The 17,076-nt window shown below is 55.9% G+C and carries 12 protein-coding genes; 8 read left to right on the top strand and 4 right to left on the bottom strand.

All coding sequences use genetic code 11. The features are described 5' to 3' along the window. Positions 1 to 17: 17 nt before the first annotated feature. The 4 genes from IPN69_05685 to IPN69_05700 all read right to left on the bottom strand — a co-directional run bounded on the left by IPN69_05685 (position 18) and on the right by IPN69_05700 (position 3,022). Positions 18 to 539 (bottom strand): DUF1579 family protein, encoded by a 522-nt coding sequence (locus IPN69_05685; protein MBK8810210.1) that lies wholly within the window; start codon positions 537 to 539, stop codon positions 18 to 20. Between the two features lie 71 nt (positions 540 to 610). Continuing rightward, positions 611 to 1,408, bottom strand: coding sequence for an AraC family transcriptional regulator (locus tag IPN69_05690; protein ID MBK8810211.1), 798 nt, complete (start codon positions 1,406 to 1,408; stop codon positions 611 to 613). Positions 1,409 to 1,442: 34 nt separating this feature from the next. Beyond that, positions 1,443 to 2,588, bottom strand: coding sequence for a saccharopine dehydrogenase NADP-binding domain-containing protein (locus IPN69_05695; protein MBK8810212.1), 1,146 nt, complete (start codon positions 2,586 to 2,588; stop codon positions 1,443 to 1,445). Positions 2,589 to 2,656: 68 nt separating this feature from the next. Next, complete coding sequence (locus IPN69_05700) at positions 2,657 to 3,022, bottom strand: PilZ domain-containing protein (GenBank protein ID MBK8810213.1); 366 nt, start codon at positions 3,020 to 3,022, stop codon at positions 2,657 to 2,659. 335 nt (positions 3,023 to 3,357) lie between these two features. Between IPN69_05700 and IPN69_05705 the strand changes: the two genes are divergently transcribed. The 8 genes from IPN69_05705 to IPN69_05740 all read left to right on the top strand — a co-directional run bounded on the left by IPN69_05705 (position 3,358) and on the right by IPN69_05740 (position 17,068). Further along, positions 3,358 to 3,873 (top strand): 3D domain-containing protein, encoded by a 516-nt coding sequence (locus IPN69_05705; protein MBK8810214.1) that lies wholly within the window; start codon positions 3,358 to 3,360, stop codon positions 3,871 to 3,873. Positions 3,874 to 3,965: 92 nt separating this feature from the next. Further along, positions 3,966 to 5,159 (top strand): glycosyltransferase, encoded by a 1,194-nt coding sequence (locus tag IPN69_05710; GenBank protein MBK8810215.1) that lies wholly within the window; start codon positions 3,966 to 3,968, stop codon positions 5,157 to 5,159. Between the two features lie 153 nt (positions 5,160 to 5,312). Continuing rightward, complete coding sequence (locus IPN69_05715) at positions 5,313 to 6,737, top strand: MATE family efflux transporter (GenBank protein MBK8810216.1); 1,425 nt, start codon at positions 5,313 to 5,315, stop codon at positions 6,735 to 6,737. 96 nt (positions 6,738 to 6,833) lie between these two features. Further along, a complete protein-coding gene (gene asnB, locus IPN69_05720) occupies positions 6,834 to 8,744 on the top strand; it encodes an asparagine synthase (glutamine-hydrolyzing) (GenBank protein ID MBK8810217.1) in 1,911 nt (636 codons plus the stop codon). Positions 8,745 to 9,994: 1,250 nt separating this feature from the next. Beyond that, positions 9,995 to 11,098 carry a VCBS repeat-containing protein gene (locus IPN69_05725; GenBank protein ID MBK8810218.1) on the top strand — a complete coding sequence of 368 codons (1,104 nt, stop codon included), beginning with the start codon at positions 9,995 to 9,997 and terminating at the stop codon, positions 11,096 to 11,098. Between the two features lie 67 nt (positions 11,099 to 11,165). Then, complete coding sequence (locus tag IPN69_05730) at positions 11,166 to 13,142, top strand: hypothetical protein (GenBank protein MBK8810219.1); 1,977 nt, start codon at positions 11,166 to 11,168, stop codon at positions 13,140 to 13,142. After that, positions 13,067 to 16,537: a hypothetical protein gene (locus IPN69_05735; protein ID MBK8810220.1), complete on the top strand. Its 3,471-nt coding sequence runs from the start codon at positions 13,067 to 13,069 to the stop codon at positions 16,535 to 16,537. The genes IPN69_05730 and IPN69_05735 overlap by 76 nt, the downstream gene beginning before the upstream one ends. Before the next feature lie 18 nt (positions 16,538 to 16,555). After that, a complete protein-coding gene (locus tag IPN69_05740; GenBank protein ID MBK8810221.1) occupies positions 16,556 to 17,068 on the top strand; it encodes a hypothetical protein in 513 nt (170 codons plus the stop codon). Positions 17,069 to 17,076: the final 8 nt, after the last annotated feature.

Consider the following 17,076-nt stretch of genomic DNA (forward strand, 5'->3'; position numbering starts at 1 on the left):
TCATATCGGACGGATGTTCATTTTGCCCGTTCAAGCTTCATTTCAAAGAACTTGATCCAGCTTTTGCCGTCGCGCGAGAACTCACCGATCTCGAGCCAAACATCACGGATCGTCGAAATCGTGTAGCGAATGGTACCGGATGGCGTTTGAAAACCCCACTCGAAACCGTTCTCGCGTGTGCGGAAATCATAGTCACCGCTGGCGCCGGTTGCGAGATGGGTCTGAAAGCGGTATTTCGACGCGTTCGCATCGAACGAAAGAAGCGCCAGCGTTTCATGTATGACGCGGCCTTCAGGGTTTTTGAAGTTTCCCTCGATCAAGAGTGCCAACCCGCCGAGTTTCCGCTGAACCGTTTCGGTTCCGGTAAATGTTGATCTGGTCGAACCTTGCTGCATCCAACCCGCACCGTTCCACTGTCCGACCATACTATCGACCTTTTTCATTTCGCCCTTTTGAAGATCGGTGTTCATCTGCTGTCCGAAACCGCCGATAGCGAAGGCCAACGCCAACAAATTAACCAATAAGAATCTTTGAATCATAAATTACCTCGTCGCTGCATATCGGATTATCAATCTTCCGAGAGCGGCAAGTCTTGTAAATTTGCGACATTCTATTCTGACTTCTTTACGAGGTGCCCGTGGGTAATAATGTTTACCTTTCGAGCGTACGAGTTCGGCGTTCTTTTCGTCACCGACGCGAATTCGCGTGCAAGGTGCGATTGGTCTGAGAATCCGGTCGCTGCCGCACGCTCCGCCCAACTGGCGGAGCCCTGTTCAACGATATGAACGGACGCGGCGCGCAGTCGGCGGGTTCGGGCAAACTGCTTCGGCGTCAGCCCGGATGCGGCCTTGAAGCGGCGTTCCAGTTGCCTCGGACTGATGCCGATGTGTCGCGCAAGATCACCGATCTTAACTTCCCCGCCACAGTCTTCAATGACCGCCGCCGCGGCCGCTACGACAACGTCTATGCTTTCAGGCGCAAGTCCGATCGAGCGGATTCGCTCTTCGAAAACCGCGATCGCTTCTCCGAAATTAGTGCATTCGGCGAGCATCGCTTCAAGTCCGGCCGTCAGTATCGGCGAAAAATCGGGATCTATAATTCGATTTTCAAGAAACAAACACGGATCCGCGGAAACTACGGACCCGCAAGCGGCAGGTGCGATGCGCATACCCCAGAATACTTCGTTCTGAAGAACCGGCGCGGTGATCACTTTCAGGTACAGACCGCTGAAGGCCAAGCCCGAAAGACCAGGTTGCGGACTTTTTCGGAAAAAGAGCGAAACGCATCCGTCGGGAAAGACTTCGTGTTGAAAGACGCCATCGAACTCACCGGTCTGAAACTCCCAGAATGAGAAGATGATATGTGCGACGTCCGGGGACGGCACGGCTTCACGGTAGAAGAGTCTCATCGATTCCTTTCGAATTTTGGCGTCGGCCGAAAACTTAGCCCGAAGTTTCAATGATCCTTATATCCCGGCGCGCAAGTTCGGCGACGAAACGATCCGGATCGATCGCTTTCTCCTGTGGTGTCGCACCGCGCGTGAGAACCTCGTCCCTCGCCATCATCTGCGCGATGATCGAAGCCGGAAACGCCGTTGTGCGCATCATCGCGCTCAGACCCGTCGTTTCATCTTGACGATCGACGATGTCGTATCGGAGTTTGCTCGCCTGTCCGTCCTTGACGCCGACGAATTCAAGCCTGACGAGGACGTAGTCCGGCCCGTCCGCCGGCAAATGTTGCGTCAGAAGCTCCCCGAATACGCGCCGTGGCCGGATCTTCACTCCCGACACGTCTATTTCGTCGCTTGAGCAGAGCCCGAGGTCGATCATCGCCTTGAATTTATCACAATGTCCGGCGTATCGAATCGTTTTGTAGTCGAGTTCCGAGATCTTTCCAAGAAACGTGTCGGGTAACGTGGAAGTTCCGCCGGATGTCTGAAACGCTTCGAGCGGCGGGAAGCCGCCGAATTCGAGGCTCTCGATTTCGGTCATCGATTCAACCTCGGCGATTTTGCCGCCGCGGATGACGCGCGCGACCTCGATGTATTCGTTGATCAGCCCTTCAACGCTGAAGACGAGCTGATAGTTGAGCGGCGGCTGCGGATTCTGCGGCAGACCGCCGACTCGTATGTGGACCTCGCGAACCTCGTCGAATCTCTTTGCGCCGTGCATTGCGAGAACCGAAACCATTCCCGGGGCGAGTCCGCAGTCCGGAATAATGCTCACGCCAGCGTTCCGCGCTTCTTGGTCGAGCGCCAATTGCTCATCGACGACGTAGTTGTTGCCGCCGAGATCACAGAAATGACTTCCGGTTTCGATCGCGGCGCGGGACAGTATGACGTTGAACCAATAATTTACGCAGGAAATCGTCGCGCAATGGCCGCGCATCACGGAAACCGTTCTCTGGTAATCTGAAACGTCGAGTTGGACGGCTTCAACCTTCGGCGAGCCGACAGCCGAAGCGACCGCTTCCGCTTTCGAGAAATCCGCGTCCGCAACCGTTATTCTATCGACGTCCGGCGAGTTATGCGCCAGATCAAAAACCGCTCCGAGCCCCATTCGGCCCGCACCAAGAACAAGATAATCCATAGCAACTTAGATTTTACGTCCGGAAAGCGTGATCCGGGATTTGAGATTGATTGCGAATAGAATTCGTCTTACCACTCGTCGATCTCTTCCGGCTTCTGGTTGGCGATGATCTGTCCGGCATGTTCCCAGACTTTCTTTTTCCAGAGCCGAAGCGAATCGGTCAGCTGAAACGCCGCCTGCGGATGCGCCGCGTTGCGTTCGAGACGGATGACCTGCGCCGTTACGGTCACTTCGTCGTCGGCGTTTTCGGTAACTGTCAGGTTAACCTTGCTGCCGACGGTCGGAAGCAACCTTGGAAGAAAAACCAGCGTGCCGTGCTGCCCGACGTTTTCAGTCAATCCCTCTTCGGTCACTTCTTGTCCGGAATCGTCTTTCCACTTGATTCTGACGGGAAACGAGATCACGTATCTCGATCCGGTTCGCCTTTCGTCCATATATATTCCTCTCCAAAAACGGCCAAATCGCATTAAATTGCCGGTTTCTGGCAAATTCTCCTAACCTTTGCAAATACACCACTTGCGACCGTTCAACAACACCCCGAACCGCGGTTTTCGGTGGCTTGACGCCAAAAAGCGACTAGACACCGCTTGTTCAAAGATGTTAGCATTACTTACGTTTTCAGTAAGGAACTTCCTTGCGGCCACAATCGCAACAGTTCCTTTCTGCGTTTTCGGAGCTCAAAAAGCATTTCGAACGGCAAATTTTGCCGGCGCTTTTTTGAAATTTTAACTCTTGAAAAACAGAAAATTGAAAAAGGAGCATTGAAAAAATGAAAAATCTAGCTAGAGGAAGCGTGCTTCTAGGCTTGATAGCGTTGATGGGGACTTTGTCTCTCTTTCAACCGACAGCCGCCGAAGCCGTTACAATAGCGATTGATTCGCAGGAAAATAATAAACAGTTAGTAATTGAAAAAGCAAACTTTAACGAAGAAAATTTTCAGAACTCGGACAATCAATCGATAACCTTTTTAACGGATACTATTAACAACGCCAAAGGTGGCAATAAGAAGTTCTTTGAAGGGCAAGCATTCAAGGCAACGGCGTACTGCCTGAAAGGCAGAACGGCCTCCGGCTCATCGGTTCGACGAGGCATCGTCGCGGCGGACCGCAGAATTTTGCCGCTCGGCACGAAGATCAACATCAGCGCGGGAGCTTATAGCGGAACCTACGTTGTTGCGGATACCGGCGGAGCGATCAAAGGACGGATTCTCGATATTTGGGTTCCGAGCTGCTCGGAAGCAGTTAAATTTGGACGCCGGACGATCAAAGTCAGCGTTGCAAAATAGGAATTACAACAAACACACTAGACCGTAACCGCTTCAACCTCGAAGCGGTTACTTTTTTTTGTGCCCGCAGTCTGCAATCATCGTAAGGAAAGATGATCTTTCGGGAAACAACGGATCCGCTCGTCGTCGCAGCCTGGCTTTGTTTTGCCGTCTGGCCCGCAGCGCTTGTCTGGACGATCTATTGCCTCGCGCGCCAGACGCGTTTGCGAAAATCCGTATCGGTGGTTCCGGCGAAGCAAAACCTGGTTTCGATACTCGTCCCCGCCCGGAACGAAGCGCACCGCATCCTCAGGATGAGTCTCGGATCGCTGGTCGCGCAGGATCACGCGAATTTTGAGATCATCGTTTTGAATGATCGGTCAACCGACTCGACCGAGAGCATCCTCGAAGAACTGTCACAAGACTCAGGGTCGAATAACTTTCGCTTCATCAACGGTTCGGAAACTCCGGAAGGCTGGCTCGGAAAACCACACGCTTTGAAGCAGGCTTTCGAAGCGGCAAAAGGCGACTGGGTATTGATGACCGACGCCGACATTATTTTCGATCAAAGCGCCATTCGAACGGCCGTTGCCTACGCCGAGCGTTTTGATCTTGACGCGCTTTCGCTGCTTCCGCGCCAGCGCCTCGGATCTTTTTGGGAACAGATATTCATCCCGGTTTTCGCTTGGTTCTGCTTGCTTGTCAGACCGCTCCACCGCGTCAACGATCCGCGCGGAACTGCATCGCTCGGAAGCGGAAACTTCTTTTTGCTGAAACGGGAGGCAATAGATGCCGTCGGCGGTTTCGAGGCGTTCAAAGACGACGTCGCGGAGGATCTGAAGCTTGCTCAACTGTTGAAATCAAAAGGGGTGCGCTATCGGATCGCGTACGCGCCGGATTTGTTTGAGACGCGTATGTACTCCGGTTTTCGCCAGGTTTGGGAGGGTTTCTCGAAGAACTTTTATTCCGGGATGAGTTTCTCGATCACTCGAACTCTCGTTGGCGGCTTATGGATTTTGGTGCTCGGTGTTTTGCCGTTCTTCCTGGCCGCGGGCGCGCTCTCCGCGGGTGAATTCTCCTTGTTCTTCCCGCTTTTCGCCGCATATCTGCTGCAGGTCATCTTGTTTCTGGTCGTCCGCGTCTATTTCGAGGCAAACCCGATCCACGCATTGCTTGCGCCCGTCGGACTTGCGTTGTTTCTGATGATTCTCCTAAATTCCGCTCGAAAGATCCTGGACGGTTCAGGGGTCGTCTGGAAAGGCCGCAAGATCTACGAAGCCGGCGGCATCTCTCCCCCGCGAGGCTGATTCGCGTTTGACTCGGCAATCCGGGCTTTGCTAAACTCCGTCACATTATGAAAATCATTGTCCGCTAACCACTCGCGCAATTCGAATTCCTAACGCTTCAAGGCGCATTGGAATTTTTCTTCAGGTTCGTTAATCAACAGATTCAGGAATCCTATGCATAGCAATTCGGTGAACTCCGTTTCCGAAACGGAGAACAACGCGTTTTGGCCCGTCGTTCGCGAGGCGTTTTCGGGTTCAAACCGCGATCTTACAAAGGGCTCGCTGCCTGTGGCGATCTTCATTCTGAGTGTGCCGATGATCATCGAAATGTTCGCGGAGAGTCTCTTCGCGATCTTCGACATCTTTTTCGTCGCGCATCTCGGTGCCGACGCCGTCGCAATCGTCGGACTGACGGAATCGATGATGGCGCTGGTTTACGCGGTCGCGTTCGGACTCGCGATCGGCGCGACCGCGACGGTTGCGCGCCGCATCGGTGAAAAGGACAAGGACGGCGCGGCAAAGACCGCAACGCACGTGCTTTATCTCGGCGTCATCGTCTCCATCCTGATGAGCATTCCGGGCATCATTCTCGCACCGCAGATCTTCAGGCTGCTCGGTGCCGAGCCGCAAGTGTTGGAGCAGGGCGTTCCGTTTATGAGGATCATGCTTGGCGGCAACGCCGTCGTCGTCTTCATCTTTTTGCTGAACGCGATCTTTCGCGGGGTCGGCGATGCCGCGATCGCGATGCGCGTGCTGTGGTTTGCGAATCTGCTGAACATCGTTCTCGCGCCGTGTTTTATCTTCGGCGTTTGGATCTTCCCCGAACTCGGCGTCACCGGCGCGGCGGTTGGTACCACGATCGGGCGCGGCGCCGGTGTTCTTTACGCGCTCTGGTTCCTTTTTCGAGGCGAGAAGCGATTCGAGATCCGTGCCGAACACTGGCAGTTCGATGGTTCATTGCTGGTGAAGATCGTCAAACTGTCGGGGACGGCGGTGTTTCAGTTCCTGATCGGAACGGCGAGTTGGAGCATTCTCGTGCGCGTCGTCGCCGGATTCGGCAGTGCCGCGATCGCCGGTTACATAATCGGACTTCGCGTGATCGTTTTCGCGCTCCTTCCGGCGCTCGGCCTGAGCAACGCCGCCGCGACGCTCGTCGGACAAAACCTCGGCGCGGGGAAACCGGAACGCGCCGAAAAGGCCGTTTGGACCGCCGCGTTCTTCAACGCTGCGTTCTACGGCGCGCTCGGGTTGTTCTTCATATTTCTCGCGGGGCCGATCGTGCGGATCTTCACCGAAGAGGCCATCGTTTCGAACTATGCGGTCGATTGTCTCCGGATCATTTCCTACGGATTCGTGTTTTACGGTTTCGGAATGGTCCTCGAGACGTCGTTCAATGGCGCCGGCGACACTTGGACGCCGACGATGATCAATTTGTTCATCTTCTGGATCTTCGAAATTCCGTTGGCGTATGTTCTGGCGTACAGTTTCGAACTCGGTCCGAACGGGGTTTTCTGGGCGATCACATTGGCGTTCTCGCTCCTTGCCGTAGTCTCGGCGGTGCTTTTCAGGCGCGGGAAGTGGAAGTTGAAAAAGGTTTAGGTATCGTTTTCGGGAGCGATGACAATTCGTCGCGACTATTCAACCGCTTAGCGTACCGACCTTCCCTTTTCCCGCGTTTCACCTTAACCTTGAACAATGTGCGGAATCGCCGGACTGATCGCCAACAACCCTGACGAACGCATCGGACCTATGCTCAAATCGATCGAGCATCGAGGCTTCGACGACGAGGGTGTTTTTATTTCCGGCGCGTTTCGCGACGGTCAGAGGGCTTGCCTCGGACATCGCCGGCTGTCGATCATCGACACGTCGGATGCCGGACATCAGCCGTTCGTCTCGGATTGCGGGCGTTTCTTCCTCGTTTACAACGGCGAACTCTACAACTACCGATCGATACGTGACGAACTCGAAAAGCTTGGCGACGTATTCAGGACCGGGTCGGACACCGAAGTTCTGATCAATTCGTTTCGCCGTTGGGGAACCGACTGTCTTCCAAGGCTGAACGGAATGTTCGCGTTCGCCGTCTGGGACGAAGCCGAAAAACAACTGACGCTCGTTCGCGACCGGGCGGGGATCAAGCCGCTCTACTTTGCGAAGCTCGGCGACGAGCTTGTCTTTGCCTCGGAGATCAAGGCGATCCTGGCATCGAAACTCATCCGTGCCGAAATCGATCACGAGGGACTCAATCAGTTTCTGACCTTTCTCTGGCCGGTTCCGCCTCAGACGCTCTTTCGCGGAATCAATCAACTGCCGCCGGCGCATCTCCTCGTCTGGAAGGACGGCGAGGTCTCGACGCGTGAGTGGTGGGATCTTGATTACTCGATCGAAGACCGCGAAACGTCGGAGACTGTTTGGCGGGAACGCGTTCTTGAAACGCTCGACCGATCGGTTGAAATGGAGATGATTGCCGACGTGCCGCTCGGCGCGTTTCTTTCGGGCGGCGTCGATTCGTCCTCGATCGTCGCGCTGATGACGAGGCACGCAAAACGCGTCTCGACATACACGACCGGGATCTCGGCGGAAGATCTTGAGTTCGACATCATTCCCGACGACGTCGAATGGGCGCGCCGCGTCGCCGGGATCCTCCCGGTCGATTACCACGAGACGACGCTCACGCCCGATCTGACGGAGCTTCTTCCGAAACTCGTCTGGCATATGGACGCGCCGGTGATCGATATGGCGATCCCTTCCTATTTGATCTCGAAACAATCGCGCGCGACGCAAAAGGTAATGCTCAGCGGAATGGGCGGCGACGAGGTTTTTGCCGGATACCCGCGGCAAATGGCGATGAAACTTGCCGGCAAGACCGATTTCATTCCATCGATGATCCGCAAGCCTCTGATGGAAACCGTCGATGCGATGCTCTACGGCGGTGTCAAAGGCAAACTCACCGCGCCGTTGCGCAACGCGAAGAAGTTCGCCCGCAGCGCCGGATTGGATTTTGAGGATCGGTATCTCGGATTCGGGACCTACTTCACAGACGCGATGAAGACGCGGCTCTATTCGACCACGTTGCGCCCCGCGTTGAAGGACTTCGACGCGTATCGTCATCATCGTTCATATTTCGATAAGAGCCGGGATTGGGCTCCGCTCAATCGGCTTCTATACGTCGACTTCAAAACGTTTATGCCGGCGCTCAATCTGGACACGACCGACAGGACGTCGATGGCCGCGAACCTCGAAGTCCGCGTCCCGTTTCTCAATCACGAAGTGGTTTCGCTCTCGGAGAAGATTCCGGCGAATCTGAAGATCAAAGGGGTAAAACGGAAGTACATTCTGAAGAAGGCGGTCGAGAGTCTGCTGCCGAAAGAAGTCATCTGGCGCAAAAAGGCCGGATTTTCGGCACCGGTGCGTTCCTGGCTGAGAACGTCTTTGCGACCGATGATCGACGATCTGCTGTCGGAGGAAACCGTCAAACGCCGGGGAGTCTTTGATCCGATGGAAGTTCGCCGGATCATCGAAGCGAATCAATCCGGAAAAGAGGACTTCAATCTGCAGGTCTTTCAGCTTCTGAATCTGGAGATCTGGTGGCGGACCTTTCTGGACTAGCAGGCAACGGGCAGTTGCGCCGGTCGCCGATTCGTCCGGCTAACGATCCGCGCGATCCAAGATACCCGGCGGCCCGCGGTTCGGCGTCAATCAATCGCGGAGCGACGGCTGGCCCCGAATCGCGTTAGCGAACGCACCGCCGATTTCGGATTTGGGATTTTCGATCAACACTTGAACGTATTCTTAATCCCAGATTACGCTTTAGCGGATTTTGCCCGCGAATCCTCGCCAGTGCGAATAGAAATCTTGTCTAAGAGCGCGCCGAAAGATTCCGTTTTTTTGAAATTGGGCCACTGGCCAAAGCTTCGAAAAGCGGTTTGTTCGTACGGGTTTGGACAGAAGTATTTTCGCTCAGATTTGCGGAAATTCGCGGGCAAATTTTCCATTGCGTAATCGGGTTAATTCGGGACGTACCTTTTCAACCCACATACGACAATCTCAGTGGTCTCATATCGGCCGTAGAAAAGAATGGGATATCAACCAACCGGAAACAGACGCTTGACTGTGAGCCGTTTGATCACTGCACCATCGTTGAACACGACGATTACGGGTGTTTCGAACGATGCCGCCGATCCGGCGATCAGCACGAATCGCTTTTCGCCGCGCTTCAATAACGACGCCACATCGTTGCGAGACGGAACCGCAACGGCCGAATCGGTTCGTACTTTCGGGCTCTTTCCCGATTCCCGTTCCGCAATCAACCGACCGTCACGTGATCGAGTCGATGGCGCTGCAAATCAGTTGTACGAATCAGTTCGCGGCCCGCTGATAAGCCGCACTGCGTATATTGACCAAAAATCATCATAACCAACCGCTTGCCCCCCTCGGTTTTTTTTGTTACGTTCGGGTTGTCAGTTGTCGAAAAACTCGCACTGACGGTCGCCGTCGGACCGCAAACCCGGATTCGGCGACATTGCTTTGATTCCGGCGAAAAGTGGTTTGGCGTTTTCCGCCGGCGGAGGGCCGATGCCCGTCGATTCCCACAACCCGAACTCAAGCGGAGCCTTCCACGAGCTTCACTCGATCCCGACGCGCTTACGACCGCGGTGTGAGCCGCACGAACTCCCCGCGATCGGAGCGCCGCACCGCCGCCAACGCCGGGAGCCATATCCTGACGCCGTATCAGAACCCGATTTCCGGATCGCGTTGACCGCAACTTCAAATTCACTTTGGCCGAACATTCCGCTGCGAACGTTCGGCCTCTGTATTTCCAAACCCCGCTCTCAGAGCCGAAAAGCCGGAGTAGAACAATGAAATCCATAAATCAATCAAAATCCCAAATCCGAAATTGGAACTGGTTCGCCATTCTCATCATCTCGGTAGTCGCGCTCGGCGTTTTCGGCACGGGGATGAGCTTTCTCGAACAGAGTGCGAAGGACGAGATGCTCGCGCGGAAGGCTCCGGGGTATCAGCCAACGCTTCTCGGCCGCGTCAATCCTTTCCTTCCGACGCCATCGCCGACGCCGACTCCACAGCTTTCGAGAGAATATCTGTACGCAGGTTCGCGGCTTTTAGCCGTTGAAGACGCAAATGCCAACGCCGCTCCGCCGGCGGATCTTGCCGTCTGGCGGCCTTCGAGCGGCGTCTGGTGGGTGCTGAACGGCAACCAGCAGACGACGTCGCAGCAATGGGGACTCCCGGCCGACAAGCCTGTTCCGGGAGACTATGACGGCGACGGCAAGACGGATTTCGCGATCTGGCGAAACGGCGACTGGTGGATCATGCGCAGTTCCGACAGTTCGAGCTATATGATCTCGCTCGGCGGTTCGGGCGACGCTCCGGCGCAGGCCGATTTCGACGGCGACGGCCGGACCGACCCTGCGGTTTATCACAAGGACGGCGCGAACGGCGTCTGGAAGATCCTGCTGAGCACGACGAATCAGGTTTACGAGCAACAATACGGTCTGTCGGATGACAAACCCGCGCCCGCCGATTACGACGGCGACGGCCGTGCCGACCTCGCCGTCCGTCGGGAGTCGAACAACACCTTCTACTCGCGCAACAGCAGCAACAGCCAAACCCAGTCGGCGGTTATCGGAACCGCCGGCGACGTCCCCGTCCCGTCCGACTACGACGGCGACGGCCGCGCCGATTACGCGCTCTTCCGGCCCTCCGACACGAAATGGTACATCCGCGAAAGCTCGACCGGGACGGTAACCCAGACCCAATGGGGAATCTCCGGCGACAAGCTCGTCCAGAACGACTACGACGGCGACGGCAAAACCGACCTCGCCGTCTGGCGAGAATCCACCGGCACGTGGTACATCCGCCAGTCGGCGACCAACGGCTCGCTTCGCCAGCAGCAGTTCGGAGTCTTGGGTGACATCCCGGTCCCGGCCTTCTACCGGAGGTAGCCGGACCGCAGGAGTCGCCAAACACCCATCGGACAATTGCCTAGGGACCTGAAATGAGGTAAAGAAAATGAAACGCACCGCTTTTTTGACAGCCGCAATCGCAATCCTTGCAGCGCTTTCGCCGTCATTCGGACAGGAACGCGAGCCGCAACGCGGATTCCGCGCGGGGAACTCCTATTCCATCTCGGACATCGAGAACGTCAATCTCAACAACGGCAACCTGATGCTGACGATACCTTTGGCATCGCTCGCGCCCGGCCGCGGCACATCCCCCGGCTACACGGTTTCGCTCAGGTACAACGGCAAACTGTGGGATTCAAGGCAGGAACGGAGGACGGACGGCACTTATGGCGAGACCGGCGACACGAACTATATGCGTGAGCTGTTGCAGTTGTCGGAACAGGCCGGCTGGAAGCTCGACACGGGCGGCTTCCGCCTCATCCTCAAGAGCCGGTTCAATCTTGAGGAACAGGCCCAGTGCACCGCCGGAAACGGCTATGAATACAGGCGGAACGGCTATATCTTCCGACTTGAGATGGAAATGCCGGACGGCAGCGTCAAGGAGTTCCGGCCTTACGGGACGGGTTCCGCCTTCGACGACGAATACGACGACGGCTGGTTCTCGATCGACCCGAACGGGTCGAGGCACGTCTCCTCCCACATCGATTACAACGGTGGCGGGACGAGTTGTTCGCACGATGTCGTCGGGATCACCTCGTCGGGAATGAACTATTACACGAACGACGGGTCGGGCCTGCGGCTGTTCGTTCCGGCGGGCCAGAACGTCGGTGCCGGGATTATCGGCAAGAACTGGACGCTTTATATGCCGGGCGGCACGACCGTCGAAAACCTCCCGCCCGACGATCCGGGCATCCGCCAGCGGATGACGGACGCGAACGGCAACCGACTTGTCTGGAAGCCGGGATCGTACGGCGGCTCTAACGGGGAAATGATCGAGGACGGCGCCGGCCACTTCGTCTTCATCACGACGGACGCGAACGGCACTCAGCGGGTGATCCAGCGCGGGTTCGGCGGGGCCGACGTCGAGACCGAGATCCGTTGGAAGACCTGCTGGGTATACCGCAACTACAAGGCGACGAGCGCATCCAACGCGAACGGCGCATACATCTACGAGGACCTTTTCGAGCCAATCGCGGCGGTCGAGAAGATCATTCTCCCCGGACAGGCGGGCGGCCGCGAATACGTCTTCACGTACAACGCCGCAACCGTTCAGCCCGGCAGCGGGAACTACACTTCGGGCTGGGGCGAGCTCAAATCGGTCACGCTTCCTTCGGAAGCGCGGGCCGATTACTCCTTCCAGCTCGACGGCAACGCGCCGGTACTTTCCAGCTTCGACGTCCTCAACAACCCGATCACACGGCGCGATCTCGTTTTCGCGGCGGAATACGACGGCGGCCAGACTGAGGTCACCGAGTCGACGGTCTATTCCGCTTCGGCGACCGGAGGTGTCGGCTCCGTCCTGCGTCCCGACGGGAGCGGCACCGTCGAGGTCAGCGACACGCAAGGCTACTTCAAGGGCTATGCGTACAAGACGCTGAGTTCGAACGGGTCGATGGTCGAAAGGATCTGGGCGCAGAACCCCGCGCCGCGGGTCACGGGCGCCAACTCCCAGCCCGTGAACGCCTATGTCAAGACCGAACTGACGACGGCCGCCGACAACTCGGGCAACCCCGTGCTGACCGCGATCAAGGACCCCGATTACGACAAGAACGGCAACGTTCTAGCCGTCAGGGAATACGACTGGGTGCCCTACCTTTCGGTGCCGCGTTCCGGTTCGGGGATCTATTCGAAGGTAACAGCCCTGCCGTCCGGTCTCGTCCTCAAGAGAAAGACGGTCAGCGATACTACAATCAGGCGCCGCCGGCCTCGGATACGACGACCGACAGCCCGTACCATTACGCGAACCCTTCGGCGCCGCGGCTTCGAAACCTCCTCAAATCGAGCGAAGTGCGGGACGCGAACGACACGACCGTGTCAAGAACCGAGTTCTACTATGACGACCCGGACAACAAGGGGAATCTGACGGAAACGCGCGTTTGGGATTCGACGAAAGACGACGTGACGGTCCCGCTATCGGCCGCCAATTCCGTGATCACAAGCGTCCAATACAACGCCTTCGGGGCGCCGACCGTGACGACGGACGCGAACGGCGTCCAGACCGCCGTCACGTACGGCTGCATCGACGGCGCGGCGAGCTGTTCGCCGAACCTCGAAAACCTCTATCCGACGAAAATCGAGAAGGCCTCGAACCATTCGGCGCTGAAACTGACCTTGGCGATGCGTTACGACTATTTCACGGGTCTTCCGACGCTCGCGACGGACGTCGACAACGGCATCTCGACGGCGACTTACTACGATGACCTCGGACGGCCGGTGAAGGTCGCCTCGGCGGTCGGGACCGACGACGAGGTTTGGGTCCAAACCGAATATGACGTCGTCAACCGGCGGGTCATCACGAGAGCCGACGTCGCAGCGAAGGGCGACGGCGGGAAGGTCGCGACGCAGTTCTTCGATCAATTGGGAAGGGTCAGGCTGACGAAAACGCTGGAAGACGCCGCGACGCAGTCGGCGACCAACGAGACCGACGGCATCAAGGTCCAGACGCGGTATCTGACAACGAACGGGTTCACGTATCAGCTCAGCTCGAACCCGTACCGGGCGAGTGTTTCGTCAAATGCCGGAAGCGAGGAGTCGATGGGGTGGACACGCTCGAAGGCCTGGAGCACCGGCATCCGGTCAGAGGTCGAGACCTTTGCCGGCTCGTCGCTTCCCGAGCCGTGGGGAAACAATACGGCATCGACCGGCGTCGTCCGCACCGACCTTGACGCCGACCGGACGCTTGTCACGGATCAGGCCGGAAAGCAGCGGATCAGCCGGACGGACGCGCTCGGGCAGCTCAAAGAGGTCTGGGAGATCGTCCCGGCTTCCGATTCATCAACCGTGTCGGTCACGTTCCCCGGAACGGCGATTGCCCACGGTTACCGTTCCGCCTACAATTACGATCCGTTGAACAATCTCACGCAGGTCGATCAGCCGCTCGGCGCGACGACGAACCAGGTCCGCTCCTTCACCTACAGCAGTCTCTCGCGCCTGCTCACGGCTCAGAATCCCGAATCGGGAACGATAAGTTACGCATATGACCCGAACGGAAATTTGACCAGCAAGAAGGACGCGCGAAACATCACGACCGCTTACAGCTACGACGCGCTCAACCGGGTGACGCAAAGGACATACGACGACAACGCGACGCTTCCCGTTTACTATACTTACGACAATCTGAGCCACGCCAAGGGCAAGCTGACAAAGGTCACTACCGGTCCGGTCACGTCGCCGTTCTCGGTCACCGAATACACCGAGTTCGACGCCGTCGGCCGCGTGAAAAAAAGCAAACAGACTACAGACGGAACCGTCTATAATGAGATGGAGTACAAATACAACCTTTCGGGCGCGATGGTTGAAGCGAAATATCCGTCGGGAAGAATTGTCAAAACCGTGCTCGACGATGAGGGCGATTTGCAGACTGTCAAAAGCCAAAAGAACGCGAATAACGCGTTTTGGAATTACGCGAACCATTTCACCTACACCGCCGCCGGCGCGGTTTCGTCGATGCAGCTCGGAAACGGTACGTGGGAGAAGACTGCCTTCAATTCACGCCTCCAGCCAACCCAGATCGCTCTCGGCAAGGTTCAGAACACGACCGATCTGCTGAAACTCGACTACACCTACGGCGTCGTCGAAAGCGGCACGCTCAATACGGCAAAGAACAACGGGAACATTCAGTCGCAGACGATAACGGTTCCGACCGTCGGAGGTTCAAACGGCTTCACGGCGGTTCAGACTTTTACTTACGACTCGCTGAACCGGATCGACGATGCGACCGAGAAGATCGGATCAACGGAGATCTGGAAGCAGGATTACACGTTCGACCGCTACGGCAACCGGAACTTTGTCGAAGCGAACACGACGACGATCCCGAAAAACTGCGGAACATCACCGAATCTCACGGTTTGCCCGGCGGACCGGAAGGTCTTTAATCCGTCGATCGCAAACACCAATCGGATCAATCTCGATCAAGATGGTGACAGCGTCAACGATTACGCGTTTGATTCATCGGGAAACACGACGAAAGACGCGAACGGGCGGACATTTGTTTATGACGCTGAGAACAAGCAGATCGAAGTCAAAAACGCGTCGAATGAGACGATCGGCCAATACTGGTTCGACGGCGACGGCCGCAGGGTCAAAAAGCGCGGCTGGATAAACGGCCAGTGGGAAACAACCGTCTTCGTTTATGATGCATCTTCAAGACTGGTGGCTGAATACTCGACAAATCTAAACCCAACCCCGCAGGTGGCGTACCTGACCAACGACCACCTCGGCAGCCCAAGGATCAACACCGACGAAAACGGCGCAGTGGTTTCGAGACACGACTACCGTCCGTACGGCGAAGAAGTCACCGAACGGACTCATTCCCAATACGCCGCCGACACGATCCGCAAGCAATTCACCGGCTACGAACGCGATGGCGAGACAAATTTGGACTTCGCGCAGGCTCGGATGTACTCAGTGAGTACCGGCAGGTTTACCGGCCCCGATTCGCTTCTCGGATCCGGACGTATTCAAATTCCTCAGAGTTGGAACAGATTCACGTATGTGACCAACCGTCCGGTGTCGTTCATCGATTCAAGTGGTCAGTTTGAATGGAGCACGGATTTGGGCGGACATGCTGATGACTCTCAATTGTTGGAGGCGGCAAATGGTATCAGTGATGAGAGTAAACGGAAACGGGCAATTAAAAAAGCGAACAAACAGATTGCCGAGCGAAACAGGATTCGACATGCGTTGATGAGCGCGGCGCTGCTGACAATCTTGAGCAAGACACTTTCGGCAGAACAAAAGCAACAAGTAATTGAATCACTTGCGGCATATGGAAGCGAGCGCGATGGAAATAACGTCGTTTTGGGGTTTGGCAACAATTCAGGAGGGCAAACGAGTCTAAACAAGAAAACCGGAATCGTCAATGTCACTTTCCGTCAGCAAGTAAATGATGTCGACCTTGTAAGCGCGGTTGCCCATGAAGGGCAACACGTTGGTGATTACAACGCGTATTGGAATAGTGGAGTTCCAAATTCATCTATGGATCGGACTGATTATGAGAGAGAGACGCGGGCTTACCAGGTTAGCTCGTACATCGTTCAGGCAATGGGCGTCTCGGTTTACGACCCCGATGTCGCAAAAAGTCCGAAATACTACATATGGAACAAAGGATGGCTGAAGCTCGATTCTGCGGATCGGGAATCCAAGAGAGGGGCAGGCGTTCGTAATTTCCTCGAATACAACAATAACCTCACTCCCGTTTCAAATTCAAAAAAGGGAACCGGTCCCGGAATACGGATCAGCCAAGAGGCGGATCTTTGAAACATCTTAAGACGTTTTGTGAAGTCTATGAAATCCGTGAGATGTAGAAATACGAAATTAAGTATCCTGACGCTATTATTGCTTATTGGGTTCAGCGAGAAACAATACGCGCAGGTGCCGAGTGATCTCAATAACGCCACTACGGTAAACCTCTGTTTGCTTCGACAAAGCCCGAAGGATTTTGAAAACAAAATAGTTCGGGTCACGGCGGCCTTTAGATTCGCGTTTGAAGTTTCCGAGTTGTTTTGTGCCGATTGCTGGGACGCCTCGTCGGGGCGAATTTTAGTCGACTTTGGTAAAGACTGGGAAGACGTGAGCGCAGCGCAATCGATAGAAACGTTAAAATCATCGGGCTTCGGCAAGACGATGCGAGTTGTTTTGATCGGAAAATTTGGCGCAGGCGAAGGTCGTTACCAGTACAGATTCACGGTCCTTAAGGCCGAGAGCGCTGAGATCCTCTATAAATACAGCCCGGCGCCGCCGAAACTTCCGCGGAAGGTCCGAAAAAAGACCAATTGTGACTGCCCATAACGATTTGC

The organism is Acidobacteriota bacterium, from assembly GCA_016715115.1.
GTDB lineage: Bacteria > Acidobacteriota > Blastocatellia > Pyrinomonadales > Pyrinomonadaceae > JAFDVJ01.